Source organism: Paenibacillus glycanilyticus (genome assembly GCF_023715145.1).
Taxonomy (GTDB): Bacteria; Bacillota; Bacilli; order Paenibacillales; family Paenibacillaceae; genus Pristimantibacillus; species Pristimantibacillus glycanilyticus_A.
On sequence record NZ_JAMBNP010000004.1, the window covers coordinates 275,709 to 297,291 of the forward strand.

Annotated in this window: 25 protein-coding genes and 2 pseudogenes; 7 read left to right on the forward strand and 20 right to left on the reverse strand. The window is 46.7% G+C overall.

Annotation, left to right across the window (positions count from 1 at the left end):
• Positions 1–222: 222 nt before the first annotated feature.
• On the reverse strand, positions 223–786 hold the full coding sequence (locus M3194_RS13675) for a TetR/AcrR family transcriptional regulator (RefSeq protein WP_251654630.1): 564 nt from the start codon (positions 784–786) through the stop codon (positions 223–225).
• A gap of 126 nt (positions 787–912) precedes the next feature.
• Here M3194_RS13675 and M3194_RS13680 point away from each other — a divergent pair, with 126 nt between their 5' ends.
• From M3194_RS13680 to M3194_RS13695, 4 genes are all read left to right on the forward strand, one after another.
• Positions 913–2,232 (forward strand): spore germination protein, encoded by a 1,320-nt coding sequence (locus M3194_RS13680; protein WP_251654631.1) that lies wholly within the window; start codon positions 913–915, stop codon positions 2,230–2,232.
• A 1-nt stretch (position 2,233) separates the two neighbouring features.
• Complete coding sequence (locus M3194_RS13685) at positions 2,234–3,328, forward strand: GerAB/ArcD/ProY family transporter (protein ID WP_251654632.1); 1,095 nt, start codon at positions 2,234–2,236, stop codon at positions 3,326–3,328.
• Positions 3,329–3,468: 140 nt separating this feature from the next.
• The gene (locus M3194_RS13690) at positions 3,469–4,563 is read left to right on the forward strand and encodes a GerAB/ArcD/ProY family transporter (protein WP_251654633.1); all 1,095 of its coding nucleotides are present in this window, start codon (positions 3,469–3,471) and stop codon (positions 4,561–4,563) included.
• Positions 4,560–5,618 carry a Ger(x)C family spore germination protein gene (locus M3194_RS13695; protein ID WP_251654634.1) on the forward strand — a complete coding sequence of 353 codons (1,059 nt, stop codon included), beginning with the start codon at positions 4,560–4,562 and terminating at the stop codon, positions 5,616–5,618. Before M3194_RS13690 ends, M3194_RS13695 begins: the two co-directional genes overlap by 4 nt.
• An 84-nt stretch (positions 5,619–5,702) precedes the next feature.
• Here the strand turns inward: M3194_RS13695 and M3194_RS31650 are convergent, their stop codons facing one another.
• The 9 genes and pseudogenes from M3194_RS31650 to M3194_RS13735 form a co-directional block, all read right to left on the reverse strand.
• Positions 5,703–5,795: an IS3 family transposase gene (locus M3194_RS31650; protein WP_397334329.1), complete on the reverse strand. Its 93-nt coding sequence runs from the start codon at positions 5,793–5,795 to the stop codon at positions 5,703–5,705.
• Between the two features lie 2 nt (positions 5,796–5,797).
• Positions 5,798–5,917: pseudogene (locus M3194_RS13700) on the reverse strand (IS3 family transposase); the annotation flags it as partial.
• Positions 5,918–6,048: 131 nt separating this feature from the next.
• Positions 6,049–7,338, reverse strand: coding sequence for a UDP-N-acetylglucosamine 1-carboxyvinyltransferase (gene murA, locus M3194_RS13705; protein WP_251654635.1), 1,290 nt, complete (start codon positions 7,336–7,338; stop codon positions 6,049–6,051).
• 21 nt (positions 7,339–7,359) lie between these two features.
• Positions 7,360–8,058 (reverse strand): FHA domain-containing protein, encoded by a 699-nt coding sequence (locus M3194_RS13710; protein WP_251654636.1) that lies wholly within the window; start codon positions 8,056–8,058, stop codon positions 7,360–7,362.
• Between the two features lie 171 nt (positions 8,059–8,229).
• Positions 8,230–8,709, reverse strand: a complete 480-nt coding sequence (locus M3194_RS13715) for a hypothetical protein (RefSeq protein WP_251654637.1) — start codon at positions 8,707–8,709, stop codon at positions 8,230–8,232.
• Between the two features lie 113 nt (positions 8,710–8,822).
• A complete protein-coding gene (locus tag M3194_RS13720) occupies positions 8,823–9,980 on the reverse strand; it encodes a Ger(x)C family spore germination protein (protein ID WP_251654638.1) in 1,158 nt (385 codons plus the stop codon).
• Positions 9,977–11,425, reverse strand: a complete 1,449-nt coding sequence (locus M3194_RS13725; RefSeq protein WP_251654639.1) for a spore germination protein — start codon at positions 11,423–11,425, stop codon at positions 9,977–9,979. Before M3194_RS13725 ends, M3194_RS13720 begins: the two co-directional genes overlap by 4 nt.
• Complete coding sequence (locus tag M3194_RS13730; protein ID WP_251654640.1) at positions 11,397–12,515, reverse strand: GerAB/ArcD/ProY family transporter; 1,119 nt, start codon at positions 12,513–12,515, stop codon at positions 11,397–11,399. Before M3194_RS13730 ends, M3194_RS13725 begins: the two co-directional genes overlap by 29 nt.
• A 146-nt stretch (positions 12,516–12,661) precedes the next feature.
• Entirely contained in the window at positions 12,662–13,039 is a 378-nt protein-coding gene (locus M3194_RS13735; RefSeq protein WP_251654641.1) for a winged helix-turn-helix transcriptional regulator, read from the reverse strand.
• Between the two features lie 165 nt (positions 13,040–13,204).
• Between M3194_RS13735 and M3194_RS13740 the strand changes: the two genes are divergently transcribed.
• A complete protein-coding gene (locus M3194_RS13740; RefSeq protein ID WP_251654642.1) occupies positions 13,205–13,747 on the forward strand; it encodes an NAD(P)H-dependent oxidoreductase in 543 nt (180 codons plus the stop codon).
• Positions 13,748–13,810: 63 nt separating this feature from the next.
• Here M3194_RS13740 and M3194_RS13745 read toward each other — a convergent pair whose 3' ends face one another.
• Complete coding sequence (locus tag M3194_RS13745) at positions 13,811–14,530, reverse strand: RNA polymerase sigma factor (RefSeq protein ID WP_251654643.1); 720 nt, start codon at positions 14,528–14,530, stop codon at positions 13,811–13,813.
• Positions 14,531–14,695: 165 nt separating this feature from the next.
• Here M3194_RS13745 and clpP point away from each other — a divergent pair, with 165 nt between their 5' ends.
• Positions 14,696–15,280: an ATP-dependent Clp endopeptidase proteolytic subunit ClpP gene (gene clpP / locus M3194_RS13750; RefSeq protein ID WP_251654644.1), complete on the forward strand. Its 585-nt coding sequence runs from the start codon at positions 14,696–14,698 to the stop codon at positions 15,278–15,280.
• 151 nt (positions 15,281–15,431) lie between these two features.
• On the opposite strand, the gene M3194_RS13755 is transcribed toward clpP, so the two are convergent.
• From M3194_RS13755 to M3194_RS13790, 7 genes and pseudogenes are all read right to left on the reverse strand, one after another.
• Positions 15,432–15,779: a YrdB family protein gene (locus tag M3194_RS13755; protein ID WP_251654645.1), complete on the reverse strand. Its 348-nt coding sequence runs from the start codon at positions 15,777–15,779 to the stop codon at positions 15,432–15,434.
• 282 nt (positions 15,780–16,061) lie between these two features.
• A complete protein-coding gene (locus M3194_RS13760; protein WP_251654646.1) occupies positions 16,062–16,622 on the reverse strand; it encodes an SMI1/KNR4 family protein in 561 nt (186 codons plus the stop codon).
• 22 nt (positions 16,623–16,644) lie between these two features.
• The gene (locus M3194_RS13765; protein WP_251654647.1) at positions 16,645–16,818 is read right to left on the reverse strand and encodes a hypothetical protein; all 174 of its coding nucleotides are present in this window, start codon (positions 16,816–16,818) and stop codon (positions 16,645–16,647) included.
• A 156-nt stretch (positions 16,819–16,974) separates the two neighbouring features.
• Positions 16,975–17,175 (reverse strand): annotated as a pseudogene (locus M3194_RS13770) (SDR family oxidoreductase); the annotation flags it as partial.
• Positions 17,176–17,480: 305 nt separating this feature from the next.
• On the reverse strand, positions 17,481–18,059 hold the full coding sequence (locus M3194_RS13780; protein WP_251654648.1) for a sensor histidine kinase: 579 nt from the start codon (positions 18,057–18,059) through the stop codon (positions 17,481–17,483).
• Positions 18,052–18,765 carry a HAMP domain-containing protein gene (locus M3194_RS13785; RefSeq protein WP_251654649.1) on the reverse strand — a complete coding sequence of 238 codons (714 nt, stop codon included), beginning with the start codon at positions 18,763–18,765 and terminating at the stop codon, positions 18,052–18,054. Before M3194_RS13785 ends, M3194_RS13780 begins: the two co-directional genes overlap by 8 nt.
• Complete coding sequence (locus M3194_RS13790) at positions 18,758–19,408, reverse strand: response regulator transcription factor (RefSeq protein WP_251654650.1); 651 nt, start codon at positions 19,406–19,408, stop codon at positions 18,758–18,760. The genes M3194_RS13785 and M3194_RS13790 overlap by 8 nt, the downstream gene beginning before the upstream one ends.
• A 177-nt stretch (positions 19,409–19,585) precedes the next feature.
• On the opposite strand from M3194_RS13790, the gene M3194_RS13795 reads away from it, so the two are divergent.
• Entirely contained in the window at positions 19,586–19,957 is a 372-nt protein-coding gene (locus tag M3194_RS13795) for a glycoside hydrolase (protein WP_251654651.1), read from the forward strand.
• 45 nt (positions 19,958–20,002) lie between these two features.
• On the opposite strand, the gene M3194_RS13800 is transcribed toward M3194_RS13795, so the two are convergent.
• A complete protein-coding gene (locus M3194_RS13800; RefSeq protein WP_251654652.1) occupies positions 20,003–20,983 on the reverse strand; it encodes an aldo/keto reductase in 981 nt (326 codons plus the stop codon).
• A 74-nt stretch (positions 20,984–21,057) separates the two neighbouring features.
• Positions 21,058–21,540 (reverse strand): tetratricopeptide repeat protein, encoded by a 483-nt coding sequence (locus tag M3194_RS13805; RefSeq protein WP_251654653.1) that lies wholly within the window; start codon positions 21,538–21,540, stop codon positions 21,058–21,060.
• Positions 21,541–21,583 lie beyond the last annotated feature (43 nt).

Below are 21,583 nucleotides of genomic sequence, written 5' to 3' on the forward strand. Positions count from 1 at the left end.
TGTTCCATGGCCCAAGTATAGTCCTACATCCACCCTTGAGTCAAGAGTTTTCGGAATACATATTCCAAACCAAATTCATCCTTTGTCTTTAGAATGCCATAAATAACACTGGATTCAAGCATTCATTCCTCTTCTTCAAATCTAACATAAGATTAATTGGAATAAATATTCCGATCTCGCGCAAAAAAACAGCCCCTAAGACTTTCCGTCTCGAGGCTGTTTCTATACTAATATGGCTTTCCAGGAGGCTTCCAGAATTTGTTGAATCTGCGCTTCGTTCAAAGGATACTTGTCGATGTAATAACCTTTGAGAATGGAAGAGATAATGCCGTGAATGAGCTGATGGCACAAATGCGAATCCATCTCTTTCACAATCCCTTGCTTCTGGCCCTCAACAATGAGTGAAAGAATGACTTCCCCAGAATTGTGGGTATCGCTCATATTGCGAAGCTCGGGAGAAATGTACGGCGAGAACGAAAAGCTGTCAATAAACAAGAACTGCTTCGGATATTTCATGCCGAATTTCAATCTATTGAGCTGCAGGCATTTGAAACGTTCATATAAGCTCGCTTCGGGATCGTAACCATGCAGCAGATGCTCTCCCATAAGAATGCGCGCTTCTTTATACACGGCATTGATCAGTTCTTCTTTATTAGCAAAATAGTTATAGATCGTGCCGGAGCCGACGTTTGCGCGCTTGAATATTTTCGAGAAGGTCACCGACTGGAGTCCCTCTTCATGAATCAAGTCTAGCGTTGCAGCCATAATGTCCTGCTTCTTGCTCATGTATCCCACCTCTTGACAATAACATTAGTACGCGTCTTGGGAGGATGTCAAGTATACGATCCCGGATAACAATGGAAATTCAGGGCATAATGAGACTGAAATTTTCTTTTTAAGGAGAATTACGATATGACAGTCATGGACGAAGTAACCGATCATTTTTCTGCGTATCCGGATTTTGTGAATCAGAAGCTGCAAATCGCTGCTGAAACCTTAACCGTGACCGGATTAAAGTCTTTAATTAATTTTCCTCAAACGATATATATGTTTAGAGACCCTCTCCTAACATCTGCCATGAACGGGCTGGAGCTCATCGATGTATTTACGAGTCTTGGGCAGCCGATATCGGTGGATCGGAATACTATCATTACCGAGATACTGGACGGTATGCTTGTCGCCGTACATGAAGCATCCGGATTAGTTGTCAGCATCTATCCTGTTCCTCAACCAAACAGCCGGGCTATCTCTTTGCCCACGATGGAAAACAGCATAGGAGGAGCTAATAGTGCATTTAACGAGAGCCTGGATAACAATATTATGATGCTCCGAAGTCATTTGAATTCTGCTGATCTTCAAGTGAAGACTTATGAGTTTGGGAACCAAGTGAAGAACAGAGTCAGTCTGTGTTTTTTGGATAAGACGATTGATCCCATGCTTCTTCAAAATTTGAAGCACAAGCTTGAATCTGATCCGACGACGGAAATTACAAATATGTTGGAGCTCTCCCATAGACTGGGCTTCACGAAATTTACATGGGTTACCCATTATATGGCTTTTGAACTGCCGCAAAATACGGCTAGAGCTTTAAAAAATGGGAAAGCCGTACTATTTATTGATAGACTCCCGTTTTCCATCGTTCTGCCTAGTCTGTTCTCCGATTTATTTATGTCCGAGGATGACTTGAACCACCCGCCTATCTATTCCTGGCTGATGCGAAGTCTTCGCTTCCTTGGCGTTATGTTGACGTTAATTTTACCTGGCTTGTATGTAGCGCTTGTCTCTGTCAACCCGGACGTACTGCGATTTGAACTGGCGCACTCCATTGCGAGAAGTCGTCTTGATGTCCCTTACCCCGCTGTAATTGAGGCCCTGCTTCTCTTATGCGTGCTGGAATTAATTCTGGAAGCGATTATCAGGCTTCCAAGCAGCATCGGTCCAACCATCACGATGGTAGGCGGTATCGTATTGGGACAGGCGGTCGTGGATGCTAAGCTGGTAAGCAATCTCCTTATTATTATTCTGGCTACCACCACAATCGCAAACGCTGCAGTCGTAGGTTATCAGAACACCTATGTCCTGCGACTGTTCAAATATCTGCTGCTATTCTTAGCCGCAATTCTAGGGGTGCTCGGCATAATGTCAGGATTGCTTATCATATGCGCTTATATTGCCGGTAACCGCACGCTTGGCATTCCATATTTGCAATTGATTCGGCCTAAAGGGGAATAAAATGTATAAAAATCTGCAGGTGTCCACCACATACGTGTTGTCCCATTTGGGGCTGATCTTTTTTGTGTACCCCATCGATGTTATTGAAAGCACAAGCCAAGCTCACTGGCTGCCCGTGCTCTTTGGATTTGCCTTTCATCTTCTCGTTGTTACGATTTATCTAAAAGGTCTAAGGTATTTCAAAGGCCAGAATATCGTTGAAATCCTGATGGAAAGAAACAAATTCGTAGCTTGGTGCATACTCTTTCCTGCTCTGCTCTACATGGCATGGTTAGCCGTATTGTCTGTTAGAGGTTTCGCGGAGGTGGTGTCCATCGCCATTTTGTCCAATACTCCGTTGTGGGTTCTGAACCTGCTTTTACTGGTCATTCCGGGATTTATCACGAGTCAAGGGATGATTGGCGGCATACTCAGGCTGTCCGTTTTGTTAGGCGTTTTGTTTGTTGTTCCCGTCGTATTTGTCATTGCAACCTCATTTCAGAATGCGGACTGGCATTATTTGTTTCCGCTTTGGCCGGATTCCGGCGCGATGACATTTCTATTGAAGCCACACTTTAATATGAGCCTGTTTGCTTATTCAGGCGCATTTCTCATGTTTGGTTTTCTTCCTTCGTTTGCAAAGTTCAAACCAAAAGCCGTCTACTGGGGGAGTCTTGTGTTGCTTCCTGCTTATCTGATTTCCGTCTATGTGCCGGTATTGACGCTTGGAGAGCAGACTGCTCGCCAGTTGCAGTTCCCCTATCTTTTTGTCGTCGACACGGTAGAGATCAATTGGCTGATGTTTGAACGAATCAACGTATTTTTATTGCTTAGCCTTATTGCTTTCTTCATGTTTTATATAAGTTTATTGATATGGCAGATACTCTGTGTCATCCAGCTGGGCATAAAAGACATCAGCTCTAACTACCTGGTTCCGATTATCATTCTTCCGATATTAATTGGATGTCTTTGTATTCCTGACTGGAGGACTGCGGGTCAACTTTTACAATGGAGTATGAGATTCCAACTGTTTGTAGTAATTGTTATCCCGGGCTATTTACTAACAATAGGATGGCTGCATGCCAAAAAATCAAAAGCAGAGTCAAAAAACCTATGAGGACATAATAAAATTGGAAAATATTTTTACCAGCCGTTTTGCTGCTCACCGCTGCAGTCACAAGCTATCTAACACCTACTTGCTGCTGCTAATTGTCTTTTGGTATTCTTAGCTGCACTATAAGCCTAAAGGGGAATAAAATGTCTAAGAATCTGCAAGTATCCACAACTTATATATTGGTCCATTTAGCGCAAATCTTTTTTATTTATCCCATTGATATCATGGAAAGCACTGACCAAGTTCATTGGTTGCCGGTGCTCTTTGGTTGTTTGTTTAATCTGATTATGATTTTCATCTATCTTAAAGGTCTTAGTTACTTCAAGGACCAGAATATTATTGAAATTTTAATGAAGAAAAGCAAATTTCTGGCCTGGTTCTTCCTTTTACATGCTCTGATATATATGGGATCGATGATCATACTGACGGTTAGAGGCTTTGCGGAAGTGATATCGATCACCGTTCTGTCCAATACTCCTATATGGGTTTTGATGCTGCTCTTTCTGATTATTCCCGGATATATCACATTACAAGGGATGATTGGCGGCATATTAAGGCTTTCCGTTTTGATCAGTGCCTTGTTCGTAGTTCCGGTCGTATTTGTTATTCTTGCCTCGTTTCAGAATGTGGACTGGCATTATTTGTTACCGCTTTGGACAGGCTTCAGCGACTTCAAATTTGTGACGAACCCCTCATTTTATATGAGCTTGTTTGCTTGCAGCGGCGGATTCTTAATGATTGGCTTCCTTCCTTCGTTTACAAAGTTTAAACCAAAGGCCATCTATTGGGGGGCTCTCGCGTTGCTTCCTGCTTATCTGATTTCCGTGTATGTACCGATATTGACATTTGGGGAGCAGACCGCTCGCCAGTTGCAATTCCCTTATATTTTTGTCGTCGACACCATTGAGATTAACTGGCTCATGTTTGAACGAATCAACGTATTCTTGCTGCTGGGTTTGGTTGCTTTCTGCATGTTTTTTATCAGCGTAAGTCTATGGCAGATTCTTTGTATCATACAACAGGGTGTGAGGAACATTAACTCTAACTATTTGATTCCGATCATTTTGATTCTACTATTTATTAGTTGCCTTTTTATTCCTGACTGGGATACTTCTGTTCAGCTTTTACAATGGAGTATGGCATTCAGATTGTACGTAATGGTTACTACCCCCGTCTATCTGTTGATAATAGGATGGCTGCACGCCAAAAAATTAAAAGTCGAGTTGAATAACCTATGATACGACGTATTCTAATCGGAACATTCTTCTTGCTTATGCTTAGCGGTTGCTGGGACAATAAAGACATTAATCACAGAGCGCTTCCAATCGCAATGGGGATTTCTTTTCATCAAGGGGAATACAAGGTTTATCTGGACATTCCAAAGGTTAGCGTAAATAATGAAGGCATTGACGTCGTAACGGCCAATGGGGATTCGATCAGTGCTGCGGTTAACAAGATCAGCGTCAATATGGAAAGCCAGGTTGATCTGCTTCATTTGAAAGTGATTGTCGTAGACGAACCATTCGCAAAACTGGGACTGGAAGAAATAACTTCCAATATTATTCGTTCCCGCCATGTTTCCCCCAAGACAATGTTTGTCATTAGCGATGAACCGCTTGATCGTTTTTTCACGCGAATCAACAACGAAACGGATGGTGACGGGAAAGAAATCTACGATTTCTTCCAAAAAGATGCCGGCTGGAATCCTGAAATCGCTCACACCCCGGTGTGGAAAGTATTCAGGAGCATCCACTCCTATACGAATGACGTTGTTGTCCCGATCGTGAAATCCGGAGAGTCCACGACGATCGAAAGCATGGGGTCCGCAATCCTCAAAAACGGGAGGATGGTAAGCCGTTTAAATAACGAGCAGACTCTGTTTTATAACGTCTTTGACGGGAAAAGCCTGGAGGGCAAAATCGAGATTATGGGACATTCCACCGTACAGATTGTGAGCAGCAGTATCAAAAATAATGGCAGGTTTGAAAATAACAAACCTGTGCTGGATAGCGTTCTCAAATTAAATGTCACTATCCTGGATACTTCAGGCCAGACATCCATAAAAGACTTCCAAACGAAGTTAAAAAAACTGCTCGATCATGAGATGGATCAAATCTTCCAGAAGATGAAACGCGCAAATGCCGATATATTCGGCATCGGTCAGCATTTCCGAAATGAACTGCCTAGAACAGAGCTGGCTCAATGGCGCTCGAAATATTTGCCAGATGCCCGGATCAATCTGGATATTAAAACGACGGTTCGCAATACGGGCAATCTGAAGTTGAATGATTAACCTCTTCGTGTACCAAAAAACATCTAACCTGAACATGGGGACTGACCCCCGTTATTAAGACAGGGATCAAAACACCTTTCAAGTTTAAGCAGCCAGTCGTCGGAAATCAATCGGCGACTGGTTATTTAGTTTCGTTTGAATTCGAATTGAGTTATAGTAAGGTTTGTAGTCTCGAATGTCACTTGTGTCTCATTTCGAATGTTTAGTTGTTCCATGCCCTCCTTCACAGAAATACCTGCCATTCTCATTTCTATTGCTTTCGGTTTGGTTTCTAATGGGTAACTAACTCTTGTTGCCAACGCAAAAACACCTCCAAAGTTGTCCCCCATATCTTACGACATGGAGGCTTTCTCTTGAAGGTGTTTTAATTTGTCTCAAGCTAGGGGGCAGTCCCACATCATGAATAGAGGCTTTTCAGCCGAATAAGGAATTAACTCAGTTTTTTATCTGCTATTTTCTCTTTACCGGTATGCTCCTGAATCGAGACCTTCGCCCCAATCGCGCGGAAGCTGTCAATGACATCCTCGTAGCCGCGTTCGATATGCTCGACGCCGGTCATATACGTATTCCCCTCCGCGGCTAAGCCGGCCAGAAGAAGAGAAGTTCCTGCCCGAACATCCGTTGCGTGAACCCAACCGCCTTGCAGCGGAAGCCCGCCACGGATAAAAGCACTTTCCTTGCGCAGCTCGATCTCGGCACCAAGCCGGCGCAGCTGCGGCACATGGGCGAAGCGCATCGGATAGACGCGTTCTGTTATGATGCTCTTGCCCTTCGCCTGAAGCAGAAGCGCCGTCATCGGCTGCTGCAGATCAGTGGCAAAGCCCGGATACATCCCTGTGCGGATGCGCGTAGCTCTTAATATGCCGGTGCTGTACGCGGTAATGTGATTCTCGCCGGATTCGATCTCAATTCCCACTTCTTGAAGTTTGGAGAGGCAGGAACCAAGATGCTCCGGAATGACGTCTTCTACGGTCACCTGTCCCCCATTCATGCCGGCAGCCATTAGGAAAGCTCCTGCGATTAATCGGTCGGGAATGACCGTATGCGTTCCTCCGTTCAAATACGAGACACCTTCTATTCGGATTCTGTTCGTTCCCGCGCCATAAATTTTCGCACCCAGCCGATTAAGGAATGCAGCCGTATCCACAACCTCCGGATCCACCGCGGCATTATGCAGAATAGTGCGTCCCTTCGCCCGCGAAGCAGCGAGTATCGCATTAATGGTAGCGCCGGATGTAATCGTATCAAAGTAAATATCCGTTCCTTTAAGCTCTGTGCCCTCTACGACATAATAATCCTTGAGAAATTGGACATTGGCGCCAAGCGCCTGAAATACCTTTATATGCTGATCGATCGGTCTGGACACGAAGTCGTCGCCGCCTGGAAATCCGATCGTTACTCGGCCGAATTTGGCAAGCAAAGCGCCGGCAAAATAATACGATGCGCGGTAGCTCGAGGATTTGCCCGGGTCAATCACGGCGCTGTGAATCCAGCGCGGATCCAGAACGACTTGTCCGCCGTCCTGCTTCAATTCCATCCCGATATCCTGGCTTATGCCCGCAATCATGCGGATATCATCAATTTGCGGAATCCCCTCCAGCGTAACGATATCGTCCGCCAGACAGGCGGCTGCGAGCAGTGCCAGGGAACTGTTCTTCGCTCCCGGTATATGTACTTTTCCGTTAAGGGGTCCTGAATACTCGGCTTGTATATATTTCATGAAGGGATTCTCCTACTTTCGTCAGGAAGATACAATTTCCGATTCGAGTACGTAGCCGCTGCCCCGCACTGCGCTAATCAGGAAGGTGTCTTTGCCGTATTTTTTGCGCACCCGGTAGATCAAAGCGTTTAATTCATCAAGCGTTACGTCCGGAATGCCCTCTTCCCCAGCCAAACGTTCGGGCCATACCGTCATTTTGATGTCTTCAAGCGGCACAAGCTTATTCGCGTTCTCGTGCAGCAGACGAATCAGCAAATATTCTTTTTCCGACATCGGAATTCGCTGCCCTTCCACCACGCACTCCCTCTTCTCCCAATGAATCGTCAGAGGAAGACCCGGGATCTCCAATTGTCTCGTGACGCTGAGCGGTTCAAGCTCAAGGGTCTGATCCGCGAACATATATGAAAAGTGAAGGACACTCATTCCGTTAGCCAATTTGATGATGTCAAAATTGTTAAGCGGATAAGGGCGGTGCGGCTTAACCCGCTCCCCGTTAAGCTCGGTTCCATGGCGGCTGCCCTTGTCGTACAGCACGGCTTTGTCATGCTCTTTGCGTATAACGACATGCTGACGGGAAATAAACGGATTGGTAAAGGCGATATCCGGAGTCAACTGATTGGATAACCGGCCGATGGCCGTCTCATCCTCATTCAAATTCACGATCGTCCCCGCTCGGTAAGGTTCGCCGCGAATGATATATAGGCATGCAAAGTTGTCCACTATAAGTTCCTCCGTATTCGATGACAGGCTGTCACCGGAAATGACTCCATTAGATATCGTAACTCAAACAGGGCCTGATTAAAACCTCCCCGCACTGACGGCGCGCTTATTTTTCAGTAATGCGAATACAGTCAGTTAACGAAAAAGAGCCGCAGGATGCGACTCCGACATTTACAGCCATGTCATGAAATCTTGGTTGACGATCTTTATCCGGTTGGTTTCTGCCCAGCTTTGTATATCCGAGATGCCCTGATCTTCATTCTCCGAGAATTTGAAGCATAGTTTTAAGGGCACAACCTTCTTGCCTATTGGTTTAATCCCGATAACGGGTCTGAAATAACCCATTTTCATGACAACCTTAACCTCATTGGCTTGAATAGTCCGGCCATTGACTGTGATTTCATCCGGATTCATGTATAATTCCGTTGGTTTCTTAAAGCCTCTATATAGAGTTAATATTAGAGAACCATAATACATTAGTAACAATAGAGTTTGAAAAAAAAGAACAATAATATCCTCGGTGTCTTTGTCGTTCCATGCTTCATGGCTCCATGAACGAATGACCATATAGCTCCATACCAAACTAATTAGAGAAAAAGCTATTAAATTTCTTATTCTGAAAGGACGTTTTACGGAATGAATAATGGGCAATGCGGTTCCCCTCCACCATTGTTTTCGTTATCCAGCAAATCCCACTCGCATTTCCATTATCCCGCCTTTCTGCGGAAAACGCAAAAAATCCGCGCTTAGCGCGGATCTGCTGATTAAGGCTCCATATCGTACATCCCGGAATGAGCGAGATTAACGGTAACCTTCACACTTCGTAAAGAATCCTCCGTTAAGATCAATCCGTTGTTCGCGCTTGAAGCGGCTGTCAAGGATTTCCAAGCACTTGGATCCCGCCTGTACAGGTATTGCCCAAAACCAAAGACATCCGAATGATTCGCAATACCTGTCCGATAGGTTTGAATGACCTCTTCTTGAATGGCTTTCTCGGCGATCTCCTTAAATTGCTTAACCGCGGACGGCGCCAATACCTCTTCAACAATCCCGGTAAACTTTAAACCTATCGTTATCTCGGGTTTGCCCTCCCGGATCGCAACCTCAGTTTTTTTCTTAGGTTTTAATATTAATACGGAGCCAATTCTTTTGCCCTCCCGAATAATTGGAAGGACGGCACGTCTTGTCTTGCTGTTCACCCATCTCACGCCGTCCAGCTGCTTTTCGGTGAACTTTTTCTCCGCATACCCCTTGTTCAGAACATAGGCACCGTCCATTTGCAGAACCGTCTGAGACTTTTTATCGTCCTCCCACGTGTTTGGTTTCAAGATAAGCAACGGGATGAGATCGGTCTCCCCATGTTCTTCCGCATTGGCCAAGACAGTACTGAGCCGAATCGGCGGAATGAAGGACAACTGATTATGGAGTACTTTTGGATTATGCAAAAGGTTAGAAATAGGCGACATATTAAAGAAGGTCGAATACTTGAACAGCTCGTTGATCGGTTCGCGCGAGCCAAAAACCCACGAGTTATAACGAATCTGCGGGAATCGCGGGATCGAATCAAAAAAAGTGTTGATCTCCTTTTTCAGAACGGCTTCACTAAACACGATAGCCATTAGATGGTCCCAATACAGGTTCTGCTGAGACGTTTTATATAATTCATTAATCGCTTCGTACAGCGTTTCTCCCTCGCTGTTCCCGATCCATACCTTCGAACGATCGCCGGACGGACTTTCATCCTTGCTGCCCATATCCCCGAAATCCATTAATTCTACATAAACTTTATACTTGCCCTCTTTATAATCGATGCCCATTGCGGTGACAAAATTGTAGTCGGATACGGTCTTTACATCCCAGCATCCTGTAAGCACAAGACTTGCACTGATCAGTAGCATAACGACTCCGACTAACTTCTTCACTTCTCTCCCTCCTTTCGATCCAAATCCTGCGGACTATAAATAAGCGGTCTTGTTCTAACCATATTTCTTGGTTTCGAGAACAGCGCCATAAGCATGTCTTTGAAGACGGGCGGCGACATGGGTGCCAGATAAGGCACGCCGAAGGATTGCATTCTGGACAAGTAAATGAGCAAGGCAAACATGCCCCAGAAAAAGCCGTACATCCCGAGGAATGATGAACAAGCCAGAATAAACAAACGGAGTAATGTGACCAGGCCGCTTAGCGACTGATTAACCAGCGTATAGGTCGAGACCATCGACAGAGCGGTTACCACCAGCATGGCCGAAGAGGTTAAACCGGCGTCTATCGCGGCTTGACCGATGAAGAGTCCCCCTACGACGGTAACCGTCTGACCAACTCCCTTCGGCAGCCGGATGCCTGCCTCCCGGAATAATTCAAACGTGATCTGCATCAAAAATGCCTCCAAAGGCGCGGGGATGGGCAAACCCTTGCTTACATTGATCACGGTTGCCAGCGTGGTAATCGGAATTTGATCCAGATGAAACGACGTAAGCGCAACATAGAAGCCTGGAACAAATATGCCGATGAACAGTCCTAAATATCTTAAGAAGGATTCACAAGCCACAAAGATATAGGAAGCGTGAATATCTTCGGGCGTCTTCAATAATGCCGACAAAGTTGCTGGGGCAATAAGCACCATAGGCGTTCCGTCCACGATAATGACGAATCGCCCTCTAAGAATCGCTTCAACCGCAAAATCCGGCCTTCCGATATAATCAATCGACGGGAATAGCTTGAATGGAGAATCCGAAATATACTCTGCGAGCTCTTCACTGCTGACTAACGCGTCGACATCAATTTTCCGGAGCCTTTTACGGGCGGTCTCCAGAATTTTCGGGTTAATAATGTCGCTTTCGTACAAAAGCGACACCTTGGTACGGCTTCTGCGGCCGATTACAAAGCTTTCGCAGCACATGGTTCTCGTACGAAGCCGCTTGCGGATTAAAGCAATATTCGTTGAGATTTGCTCGGTAAAGCCGTCGCGAGGCCCCTTAACCGATACTTCCGTATTGGACTCCTGCGGCTGCCGCTGCGGAGGGTTCGAGATATCCAGCGAATAAAGCTTTTCGATATGGTCAAAGATCACGAGCAGCTTCCCGGAGAAGATCTCGTCCACGATGCTTTGCTGCTCCTTCTCAAGCGGCGTGAATGAAAGGTTCCCCAGAATGTCGGATTCCACTTGATTAACGGACAGCTTTTCTAATTGAGGAATAATCGATTGATCAATGAGTTTGTCGTCGGACAAGCCCTCGCAATAAACAAACAATACACCCCATCGTTCATCCTCGTTCACAAGCTGTACATGCCGGAAAATAACGTCCGAGCAGTTCTCAAACCATTGCCGCAAGGAGGATTCAATTGGTTGTATTTGATTTGGATACATGGCCATGATTCCCCCTCTCTCTAACGCGAACAATAACGGCAAATAACAGAAGCAGACCTAATACGGCAAAGACCAGGATCAAGGCAATTTTGTAAAAGAACACCCGCAGAAACCACACGAACATGGGATCATTGATTGGAAAAAGCGGGGTGATCAATATAAGCAGCGTTAGGGAAAGGAGTGCGATAGTGCGGGAGCGCCTGCCTTTGAAATGGAACAGCTCAACGATGATATACATGCACAGCGACAAGCGGATAAAGGCTCCGCTCAGCCATTCATAGATCGATAGAAAATCAAGGTGAGCCACATTCTTGCCCAAAGAAACGAGTCCCCACTGTTCGAACGTTGGATACCGCTGAAGAGCAACCTCTCCTGGCGAGAAGTTCGTAATAATATCGAGCAAGGTACCCAGCACGAGTCCGATCTGGACGACGACCAGCAGCAGCACAAAGCCCGGACGAACCTTGGTTTGAATATGATGCTGAATAAGCAGAAGGATCACAATTTCCATCACCGTATGCGTGGAGAATAAGCTTCCTTGCATGACAGGGGCAAAGCCATTCTCCAGTACGGGCATGACATACTGATAGTTCTTATACTGCAGATTGACGAGTAACAAGAAGATTTCCAGCAGAATGAAAAACGGAAGCAGCACGCCTGCGCATACGGTAATCGACCAGAAGCCCGCTTGCGCTGCCAAGTAGCATAGCATGGTCAGAGAAGCGGCAATCACAAACCGCGGCGTCTCCTGCAGAAAGGTCGTATCCACCCAATTCGTTGTATCCTTTAGCGTAATTAAGCCGTCGGACAATAGGTAGATAATAAACGGCAATGCGACCATCCAGCCGGCAAACGAACCAAAATGGCGTTTTACCCAAGGGATAATCGACTCGTTTTTTGTAGCGTTCATAATAAATTGAAGCATAAGTACAAGGATTACCCCCGGCACGATGGCCATAACAACGCTGATCCAGGAATCCCTGCCGGATACTTTTAAGATGAGCGGAATAAGGGTGGACTGATTCGTGACGGCCGATGTGATAACAAGCAATAGAAAAGCCTGCACGAGTGAAATCTTGAACGTATTCATCCATACACACCTTTATTACAGAATTTTTTTGTAGTATTTTCCACCTTCCATAAATTTATCCAACTACCCGCCATTCTCTGCGATCTGATTAAACTCCTTAACCATAAAAAAACGGATACCCCTAAGGTATCCGCTCGTTAAATAGATCAGGTTAATCCTTTCTTCCGTGCTTCTTCCCCTTGCTGCGTTTCATCCATAAATGCCAAATGCTTGAAGCCCCATCCGCACATGTCTGACAGAACTGAGCTGAGTGAGCGGCCATGCTCCGATAACTCATACTCGACCTTGGGAGGAATCTCCTGATACACCTTTCGCAGGATAAGTCCATCCTTCTCCAACTCGCGAAGCTGATTCGTCAGCATCCCTTGCGTCACGTTCGGCAGCATCCGCCTCAGCTCTCCGAACCGCTTTGTTCCTTCATACAGCAGAATAAACAAGATTAACGGCTTCCACTTCCCTCCAATAGCTTGAAGCGTGGCGATTATTCCTTCCGTGGAAGATGGCCTGTTGCCGATCGGGTCCATAAGCTCCTCCATTTCCGTTTCTTACGATGATTTTTATTATAACAGAGGTTCAAGCAACAACAAGATGGTACGGTATACCGTACTAAGTACGGAAAAAGAGCGTACTTTTCAGATCCGGCATCATGCTCAATAATGGGTGTATTCTATTCGAAAGGAAGTTTTAGAATGAAAATTCTCGTCATTGCCGCCCATCCCCAATTAAACGCCTCCCGTGCCAATAAAGCCTTCTTGAAAGGCCTCAGCAAGTACAGCCAAGACATTCATGTCCATGATCTGTATCAGTTATATCCGAATTGGATTATCGACGTGGAAAAGGAACAGCAGCTCTTGCTGCAGTATGACCGGATTGTGCTCCAATTCCCCTTCTATTGGTACAGCTGCCCGCCGCTATTGAAAAAATGGCTCGAAGAGGTGATGGCACATGGCTGGGCATACGGTCCTGGAGGCGATCAACTGATCGGGAAAGAATTTCTCGTTGCCACCACAACGGGCGGTACTGAGAAGGCATACCGTTCGGGAGGAGATAATCAGTTCACCATCAGCGAATTTCTGCGGCCGCTCGAACGTACCATTACCAGATGCAACGGCACGTATTTACCGGCTTTCGTAAGCTATGCGGTCATGACGGCGACTGATGAGACTTTGGCAGAGGAAGCCATCCGTTATGCGGAGCATATCCGAACTCCCCTTCCAGTACTTGTTCATTAATGCGAGGACGGACCGGGATAAAAAGAAAAAGCCGCCAATTCAGCGGCTTTTCTACATATACAATCAAGCGGCAAGCTGCATCGATGGCACGGAGCCGCCGCGTCGAATCGACGAACCGGAAGCACGTAATCTTCTGCTCTGCAGCACGGCGATTGCCGGGGCGGGCTCCAGTTCCCCATGCTGTACGAGTGTCAGCATCGTCTCAATGTCGCCTCCCTCATAAGCGATTGCCAAGGTCCGCAAGACATCGCGAAGCCCTTCGTCTTTTGGAGCTGCCAAAGACCCCTTCTCAATGGCTTGCCTAACGGAAGGCAATGAAGCGCGAGCGCGATGCAGGGCTGCTTTGACGGCACCTTCTGTTATTCCCAGCCTTAAAGCGGTTTCCTGAGCGGAGTACCCGTACACGTCCCGCAAAAGAAATACGGCCCGCTGAAGCGGGGACAAGAAGGTCATGATCGCCTGCATCGCTATTTCCATTCCGATCTGGCTGTCATCCGGCATGGCGTGGTGCTTGGCGGAGTCTTGAACAGATTTCAGCATTCGCGCATGCGTGGATTGTTTTCTTATACGGTCAATCCAAGTGTTCCGAGCTATCCTAAGCAAATAAGCTTCAGGATTAGCATGCGAGAGCGGCTGCAACGAATCCACCGCCTTAAGCCACGCCTCCTGAGCTAAATCCTCCGCTTCCACCCGGGACTTCGTCAATTTAAGACAGTAGCGGCTTAGCATTACTTGCAGCCGTTCAAGCTCTTTATCTTCCTTTTCCATTATCGCTTCAATCATCTCGGACACCTCCGTTGCTTCCTATTATACGCATCCTTAATTCAGTAAACGAGCGAAGCCTTGCGAAGGATACGCTGGAATCGAATATTTTTTTGGCGTATCCTTTCCGATCCCCTGTTCGTTGTTCAGATTGTAAGACACCAAACGAAGAAATGAGGGATTACAATGAGCAGCTTCATTCCATATGTGGTTGAACAATCCAATCGCGGGGAGCGTTCCTATGATATTTACTCCCGTTTGCTGAAGGACCGAATAGTCTTCCTGGGTTCAGCCATTGACGACCAGGTCGCAAATAGCATCGTTGCCCAGCTGCTGTTCCTTGCCGCCGAAGATCCTGACAAAGAAATCAGCCTTTATATCAACTCGCCGGGAGGATCAACAACAGCGGGCTTTGCCATTTATGACACGATGCAATATATCAAGCCCGAAGTTCATACGATCTGCGTGGGTATGGCGGCTTCGTTCGCAGCTATCCTGCTGCTGTCCGGAGCAAAGGGCAAACGGTTCGCTCTTCCAAGCAGCGAGGTTATGATCCACCAGCCGCATGGCGGAGCCCAAGGTCAGGCAAGCGACATCGCAATCAGCGCAAAGAGAATCTTGAATACGAGAGCAAGGCTTAACCAGATTGCTGCCGACCGCACGGGCCAGCCTCTTGAGAAGATCGAAAAGGATATGGACCGCGACTACTTCCTCTCCGCTCAGGAAGCTCTGGAATACGGCATTATCGACCAAGTCGTGCATACGGTTTAACGCTCCAAATTAATAAAGCTGCCTGCAATGGGCAGCTTTTAATTATGATCATGGAGCAGTGCCTACGCTTGACACATACCAGAATGGTCCGGCTTTTTTCAGATAAAATACGCTTACATCATCGTCTTTGAAGTTTGATAGCTTTCACCCCTTAGTTGTTCACTTTATGCCACTTCATGATAAACACGGCTCCTATGATCGCAATCGATACAACCAAAAATATGGTTCCGAGCTTGTCATGCCCGGTCACAAATAATGCTGCAGAAGCAACAAGGAATACGACAAGCTTTAATGCTGTTCTGACCGGATACGTGAAGATCGGCACGGATGCTTTCGGGGATAAGAATAAACCCCATAGAATCGCAACAGCAAGCGGTGCAGCCACCGCCAACAGGATTCTGAACACTTCGGCCGAGCGAAGCTGATAGCCCCAATAACCAAACACGACTAAGGCAGCGAGCTCCAGAACAAAAAATAGCGTTAGAATCAGTGCTTTCATGTGAGTCCTCCATCTTCATGCTTACAGCCAACAAAAAGCCGCGAATTCGCGGCTTCCGTCTTGTGATTTGTTATCAAGCGTCGCTTTGATAATAAGTGGATTTGTACTTTTCCCTCAATATTTAACGCCGTTAACTTCCTTCTCCATACACACTAAGACATAAGTATTTAATGATGTTAATTAGTTTCGATTGCCTTGCTTTTTACTTTAGTTAAAAAATGATTTTCACATATAATTAACATGGTTAAATTAGTACAATGGGAGAGCAAAACGCTCATAGACTTAAACGGCGAAGAAGTTGAATTCGCCGCTGTCAAACACATGCTCCGCGTCATTCTTTTCAAATGTGCTTACCAGATGCTCGAACCATTGCGTATAGTTTATCGCTGCAATATCTCTTTCTCCCGAATCATGCCACATTGTAATGATTTGACCACGGCTGCCGCCATGGGCTGGTGATAGATCTATGCAATGATGATTTCCGCTGCCATCATACGTTAGAGGAAGCCAAGCTGGCTGCCACCATACATTCGCGACGCCGTCTTGAGCTTCAATGGCCCAGTCTTCAAACGAACCCGAATCATAAAGATCCTTCCAGACTTGCCATTCCTCTAAGATACGCTCAGTGGAAAGCAGCTCCCATCCTGCAATCAACCACTGAGAATCCCCTGACTGTCCATTATGAATGCGCAATGATTCCTTCAGCTCACTTGGGAGCTCAAAGCCTACAGCCTCTTCTAAATGCGAAATTTCGGACTCGCTGGCCCCTGGATGGAGATCCGTCAATACTTCCGGAGCATTCTCCTTCAGCCAAGTCTCCATTCTGTCCCACAATCGTTTCATCGAATACGCTCCTTGTCCCCTATTAGAATCTTCTGTTCCTCTTCTCATCCAGATGAATATCCAGTGCCTCTATACCTCGAATCATTAGTTTAATTAAGAGATAAAGAGCGTATAATCCCATCAAAATAAATAACCCGTATACAATAATCATGATCATTGGCAATACCGAAAATACAGAAACGGAAGTTTCCATCATTCTTATATCCCTCCCATCCGAAATAACTTGTGCAGTCCATCCATGATAACATAAATTAGGATAATTTTTCCTCTTGGATTTTAATCAAAACAAAGTCCCTCCCCAACTTGGAGAGGGACTAATGCTTCTTCACCTCGGCAGCATGGATTTGAAGCATCAAGTAACAATGGTGCCGCCGTTAACGAAGTAGATTTGTCCGGATATGTACGAGGAATCATCGGATGCCAGCAGGACATACGTGGGAGCAAGCTCAAAGGGCTGACCGGAACGCCCTAACGGTACATCGGTGCCAAATGTCATTACTTCTTCTGCCGTAAAGGCTGAAGGAATTAACGGCGTCCAGGTTGGTCGCGGCGATCATAAATACGAATAACGGCTTCATCATGGTGACGGAACAATCAAGCCGACGGTAAATAGACCAAACACGATCATGCCGATTTTTCCGCCCAGCCTGAAGATCGCAAATGAAATCAGAGTACTAAGCAGAAGCTCCAGCACCACGGTGCCCAGAGTGACTTGCACGCTGTTGAAGAAAATACTCCACGTCCGTGGCGCAAGGTCTCGGATATCGCTATCCCGATTATGACAACGCCATTACGAGATATACGGCAAGCATTTATGATTCTATAATCTAACGAAAATAGCCGCTTCAAGTGAGGCAGCTATTTCTTGTTCCCTCCTATCACTCCCAAAGAAAAATAAAACGCCGCCTTCCCGTCCTCTGCCTCGTGGCCATAAGCTGCTCCATGCTTCTGCAGAATGGAAGCGGTGATGGACAAACCTAACCCCGTCCCGCTCAGCTGTTTACTGCGCGATTCTTCCATCACGAAGAACGGCTCCCACACCTGATCCCACTTGGCTTTATTACGCGTGTCCGCATTGTTTGCGATCCGGAAGTGTACGGCATCCGAGCGAACCTCCGCTGACACGCGCACCTCGTTTCCTTCCGAATATTTCAAAGCGTTCGAGAGCAGATTGCGCAGCACGGATTCAAGCTTGCGTCCGTCAGCCATGACCCAAACCTGCGGAGGCAGCGCGTCTTCCACGATCAACTCCATATTCCTGTGACGAAAGGCTGTGCGATAATCCTCTACCGTTGCGCTCAGAAGCTGATGGAGTTCGGTTGGAGCCAGCTCATAAACCTCCGTCTGAAGCCTCGACAGCTCCAGAAGCTGATCGATCATCCCGGCCATCTGTTTAGTCTGGCGCCCGATCACCTCCGCATAGGTTCCGTCATCCATCCCATCCTGTGTCTTTTAATTTATCGCTCATTTTATTTATGCTCGCAGCGAGCGATTCAATCTCGTCTCCGGTACGAATATCGGCATGAGTGAAGGATAAATCGGCAATGGATTTGGCTGTGTCGTTCAGCTTGGCCAACGGCTTAACAATCCTCGCCGTATACAAGGACGCTAGGAGAATAAGCAGCAGCAGCATGCTGGCCCAAATATACAGATTGAACCGGTTTACTATACCAATCGTCTCCTTTGAATAGGAGATCGATTCTCCAACCGCGAGTACCCTGCCTTCCGATGGCAGAAAATTTACCAGAAAGCTGGATTTGAGCTTGGATTGGTCAAACAGCTTATTGACGCGCTTTCCTTGTCGCAGCAGCCCTACATTTTCATCGTTTAGCCAAAACTTGTTTAACGTGATCCCTTTCCGGTTCAGCTGTAACAGGAGCCGGTCATTTAGATCGTCCACGCTCTGCAACAATGCGGCATAGACGATCGTAACGTCATTATGCTGCTCCATCCTCGGGATCTGCACATCCAACTCGCTGACCGGCATTCCTGACAGTTCGGCGGTAAGTGCCGCCAGCTTTTCCTTCTTCTGATATAAGAAATATTTCGGCAGAAAATAAGTATTCATCGCAAAGGTTAATAGAAATACCACGATTAGCGCCAAGGTAATCTGCGTGATCAGCTTTGAAGTCAGCTTACTCATCCAGGCCGACCTCTAGACTATAACCCAATCCACGGTACGTTTTGATTCGAGAGTCCCCGATCTTCTCCCTAAGCCTGCGAATATGAGTATCCACCGTCCGGTCATCTCCGAAATAATCAAATCCCCAGACCTGATCCAGAAGCATCTTCCGGGTAACAATCTGCCCCTTATTCAGAATCAAATATTTCATGAGCTGAAATTCCTTCGAGGTTGCCTGAATATCCTTGCCGTCACGGTAAACCTTCAGTGCATTCATATCAACAAGCAGATCGCCTTCCCGCATTTGAGAATTCCAGTTCATGAGCTTGCAGACCCGGACAAGCAGCACTCTCGGATCAAACGGCTTGCGCATATACTCATCCGCACCGGCGTTTAAAGCGTACAACTCATCCTCCGGCTCGCCCTTGGCCGTTAATAACAACACCTTCGCCCGGCTGACCTTCTTGATTTCCTTGCATACCTCCACTCCGTTCAGCTTGGGCATCATCCAATCCAATACGGCAATATCAATCTTATGTTCGTAAAACAATTCCATTGCCTGCTCCCCATCACCGGCCGTCAGAACGTTAAATCCGTCCTTCACAAAATAACTATTTAATATTTGCAGCATCATCGGCTCATCATCTGCCAGCAGCAAGTTCATACGTCACCAACCTTCTTTCCTTCAGTTTTACCAAATCGGGGGCTTAGATTTCTACTAAATAAAAATCAGGTGACGCCAATGTGACGATTGCAAATGAAAAAAGATTGGCACATTCATGTAACATTATTGTCTTACAATGACCTCGATTTCAATTTCAGAAATGGAGGAATTCAAAGCATGAAACCCAAAGGAGCAGAGGCTGAGCGGATGCTGTATGAGCTTTTGTACAACGCTCCTCCTTTGTATCATCTGGACCGGGACGCGTGGACGAAGCAGAAAGCAAGCATTACCGGTTTCCTTAAGGTGTGGTCTCCCTTCCATAGCAAAGCGGTCAAGCAGGAATTGACGACATTCTCGATTCTGTCGGATGACCAAATGGTACAAAGCGCGCAATACGGAGACAAGCTGAAGGTCATTGTGAATTTCTCCGGCCGCGATGTAACCCTCCAGGACGGTCAGTCCGTGAAAGCCAAGTCAGCCGTTATTATCGAGGAGAAACGCACTCTGTTTGACGCAGAGGCGAACGCCAAGCTGCTTGCAACAAGTTAAATCACGCAAAAAAAAGCTGGCTCCGATAAGGACCAGCTTTCACTATTACAAAGCGCCAACTACCCGGTGAGGAACGTACAGCTCCTCCAAGTAGTTCACTTCATCCGCGGTTAAGGTCAGCTCGAGAGATCCGATTGTTTCTTCAAGCTGCGCCATGCTCGTAACTCCGATAATGGGAGAGGTCACCGGTTCTTTTTGCAAGAGCCATGCCAAAGCGACCTGCACGCGAGGAACGCCGTGTTTCTCCGCAATGACTGCAACCCGTTCCGCGATCAAACGGTCATGCTCGGCTGTTGCATCGTATTTCATCTTCTGAGCCTGATCCGTTTCGGAACGATTCGTTACCGTCCCCCAATCGCGAACCAATCTGCCGGAAGCGAGCGGGCTGTAAGGAATGACGCCGATTTTTTCTTCCCTGCACAGCGGCATCATCTCCCTCTCCTCTTCCCGGTACATCAGATTGAGATGGTTCTGCATGGCCACAAACCGGGTCCAGCCATTTTGTTCCGCGACATGCAGCGCCTTCTGGAACTGCCAGGCATACATGGCGGAAGCTCCTATGTATCTTGCTTTACCCGCCTTCACTACATCATGCAGCGCTTCCATGGTTTCTTCGATCGGCGTATTGTAATCCCAGCGGTGAATTTGGTACAGATCCACGTAATCGGTTCCCAGTCTCTTCAGACTGTTATCAATCTCGTTCATGATGGCTTTGCGGGAAAGACCCGCTCCATTGGGACCGGGCTGCATGCGGAAGAACACCTTCGTAGCAATAACGATTTCATCCCGGTTAGCGTAATCCTTCAAGGCTCGTCCCATAATCTCTTCGCTGGCACCCGTTGAATAAATATTCGCGGTATCAAAGAAGTTGATCCCCAAATCCAGCGCTTTCTTAATAATGGGACGGCTATTCTCTTCATCAAGTATCCACGGATGATTCCAACGCTCGACTTCGCCAAAGCTCATACAGCCAAGACAGAGGCGGGAAACATCCAGACCTGTATTTCCAAGCTTTACATATTCCATTTGATAGATCCCCTACTTTCCGTTTGATAAAACCATTATTGCATTTGGAGTTAACTCCAAGTCAAGTCAAAGTCTTACTCCCATGTTTGGTCTAGCTTATCGGAATAGAATTGAATGGCTCTTTGATAAGCCTGAATGCCTTTATCCTGACTGGTCTCCGCTAATTGCTTCAGCAATATTTCCATAGCCGAGCCATGCTCCTTCAGATTATAAAGCACCATGGCATAGAACACCCGAAACTCTCTATTATCCGGATAAATGCTGATCGCTTCCACGAAAATCGCCTTTGCTTCTTCATACCTGCCTAATGTACGATACGTGCTCCCCAGCCCCAAATAAGCTCCTTCTCGATCCTCGCCGGTTAACCCAAGCTCCAACGCTTTGGCATAAAAGGGGACGGCCTCCTTCTCCAATCCCATTGCATCATGCACCCAGGCACATTGGTACCATACCGACGGGTTTTGCGGATAAAGCTCCGTTAAACTCAGCAAGTTTGACCGGGCTTCCTCTAATTGACCGGATTCTCTTAATTTTATCGCTTTTTCCAGTTCGTCCATGATGATTACTCCTTCATATTCATTTCTCCTCCGGCAGCTTGTT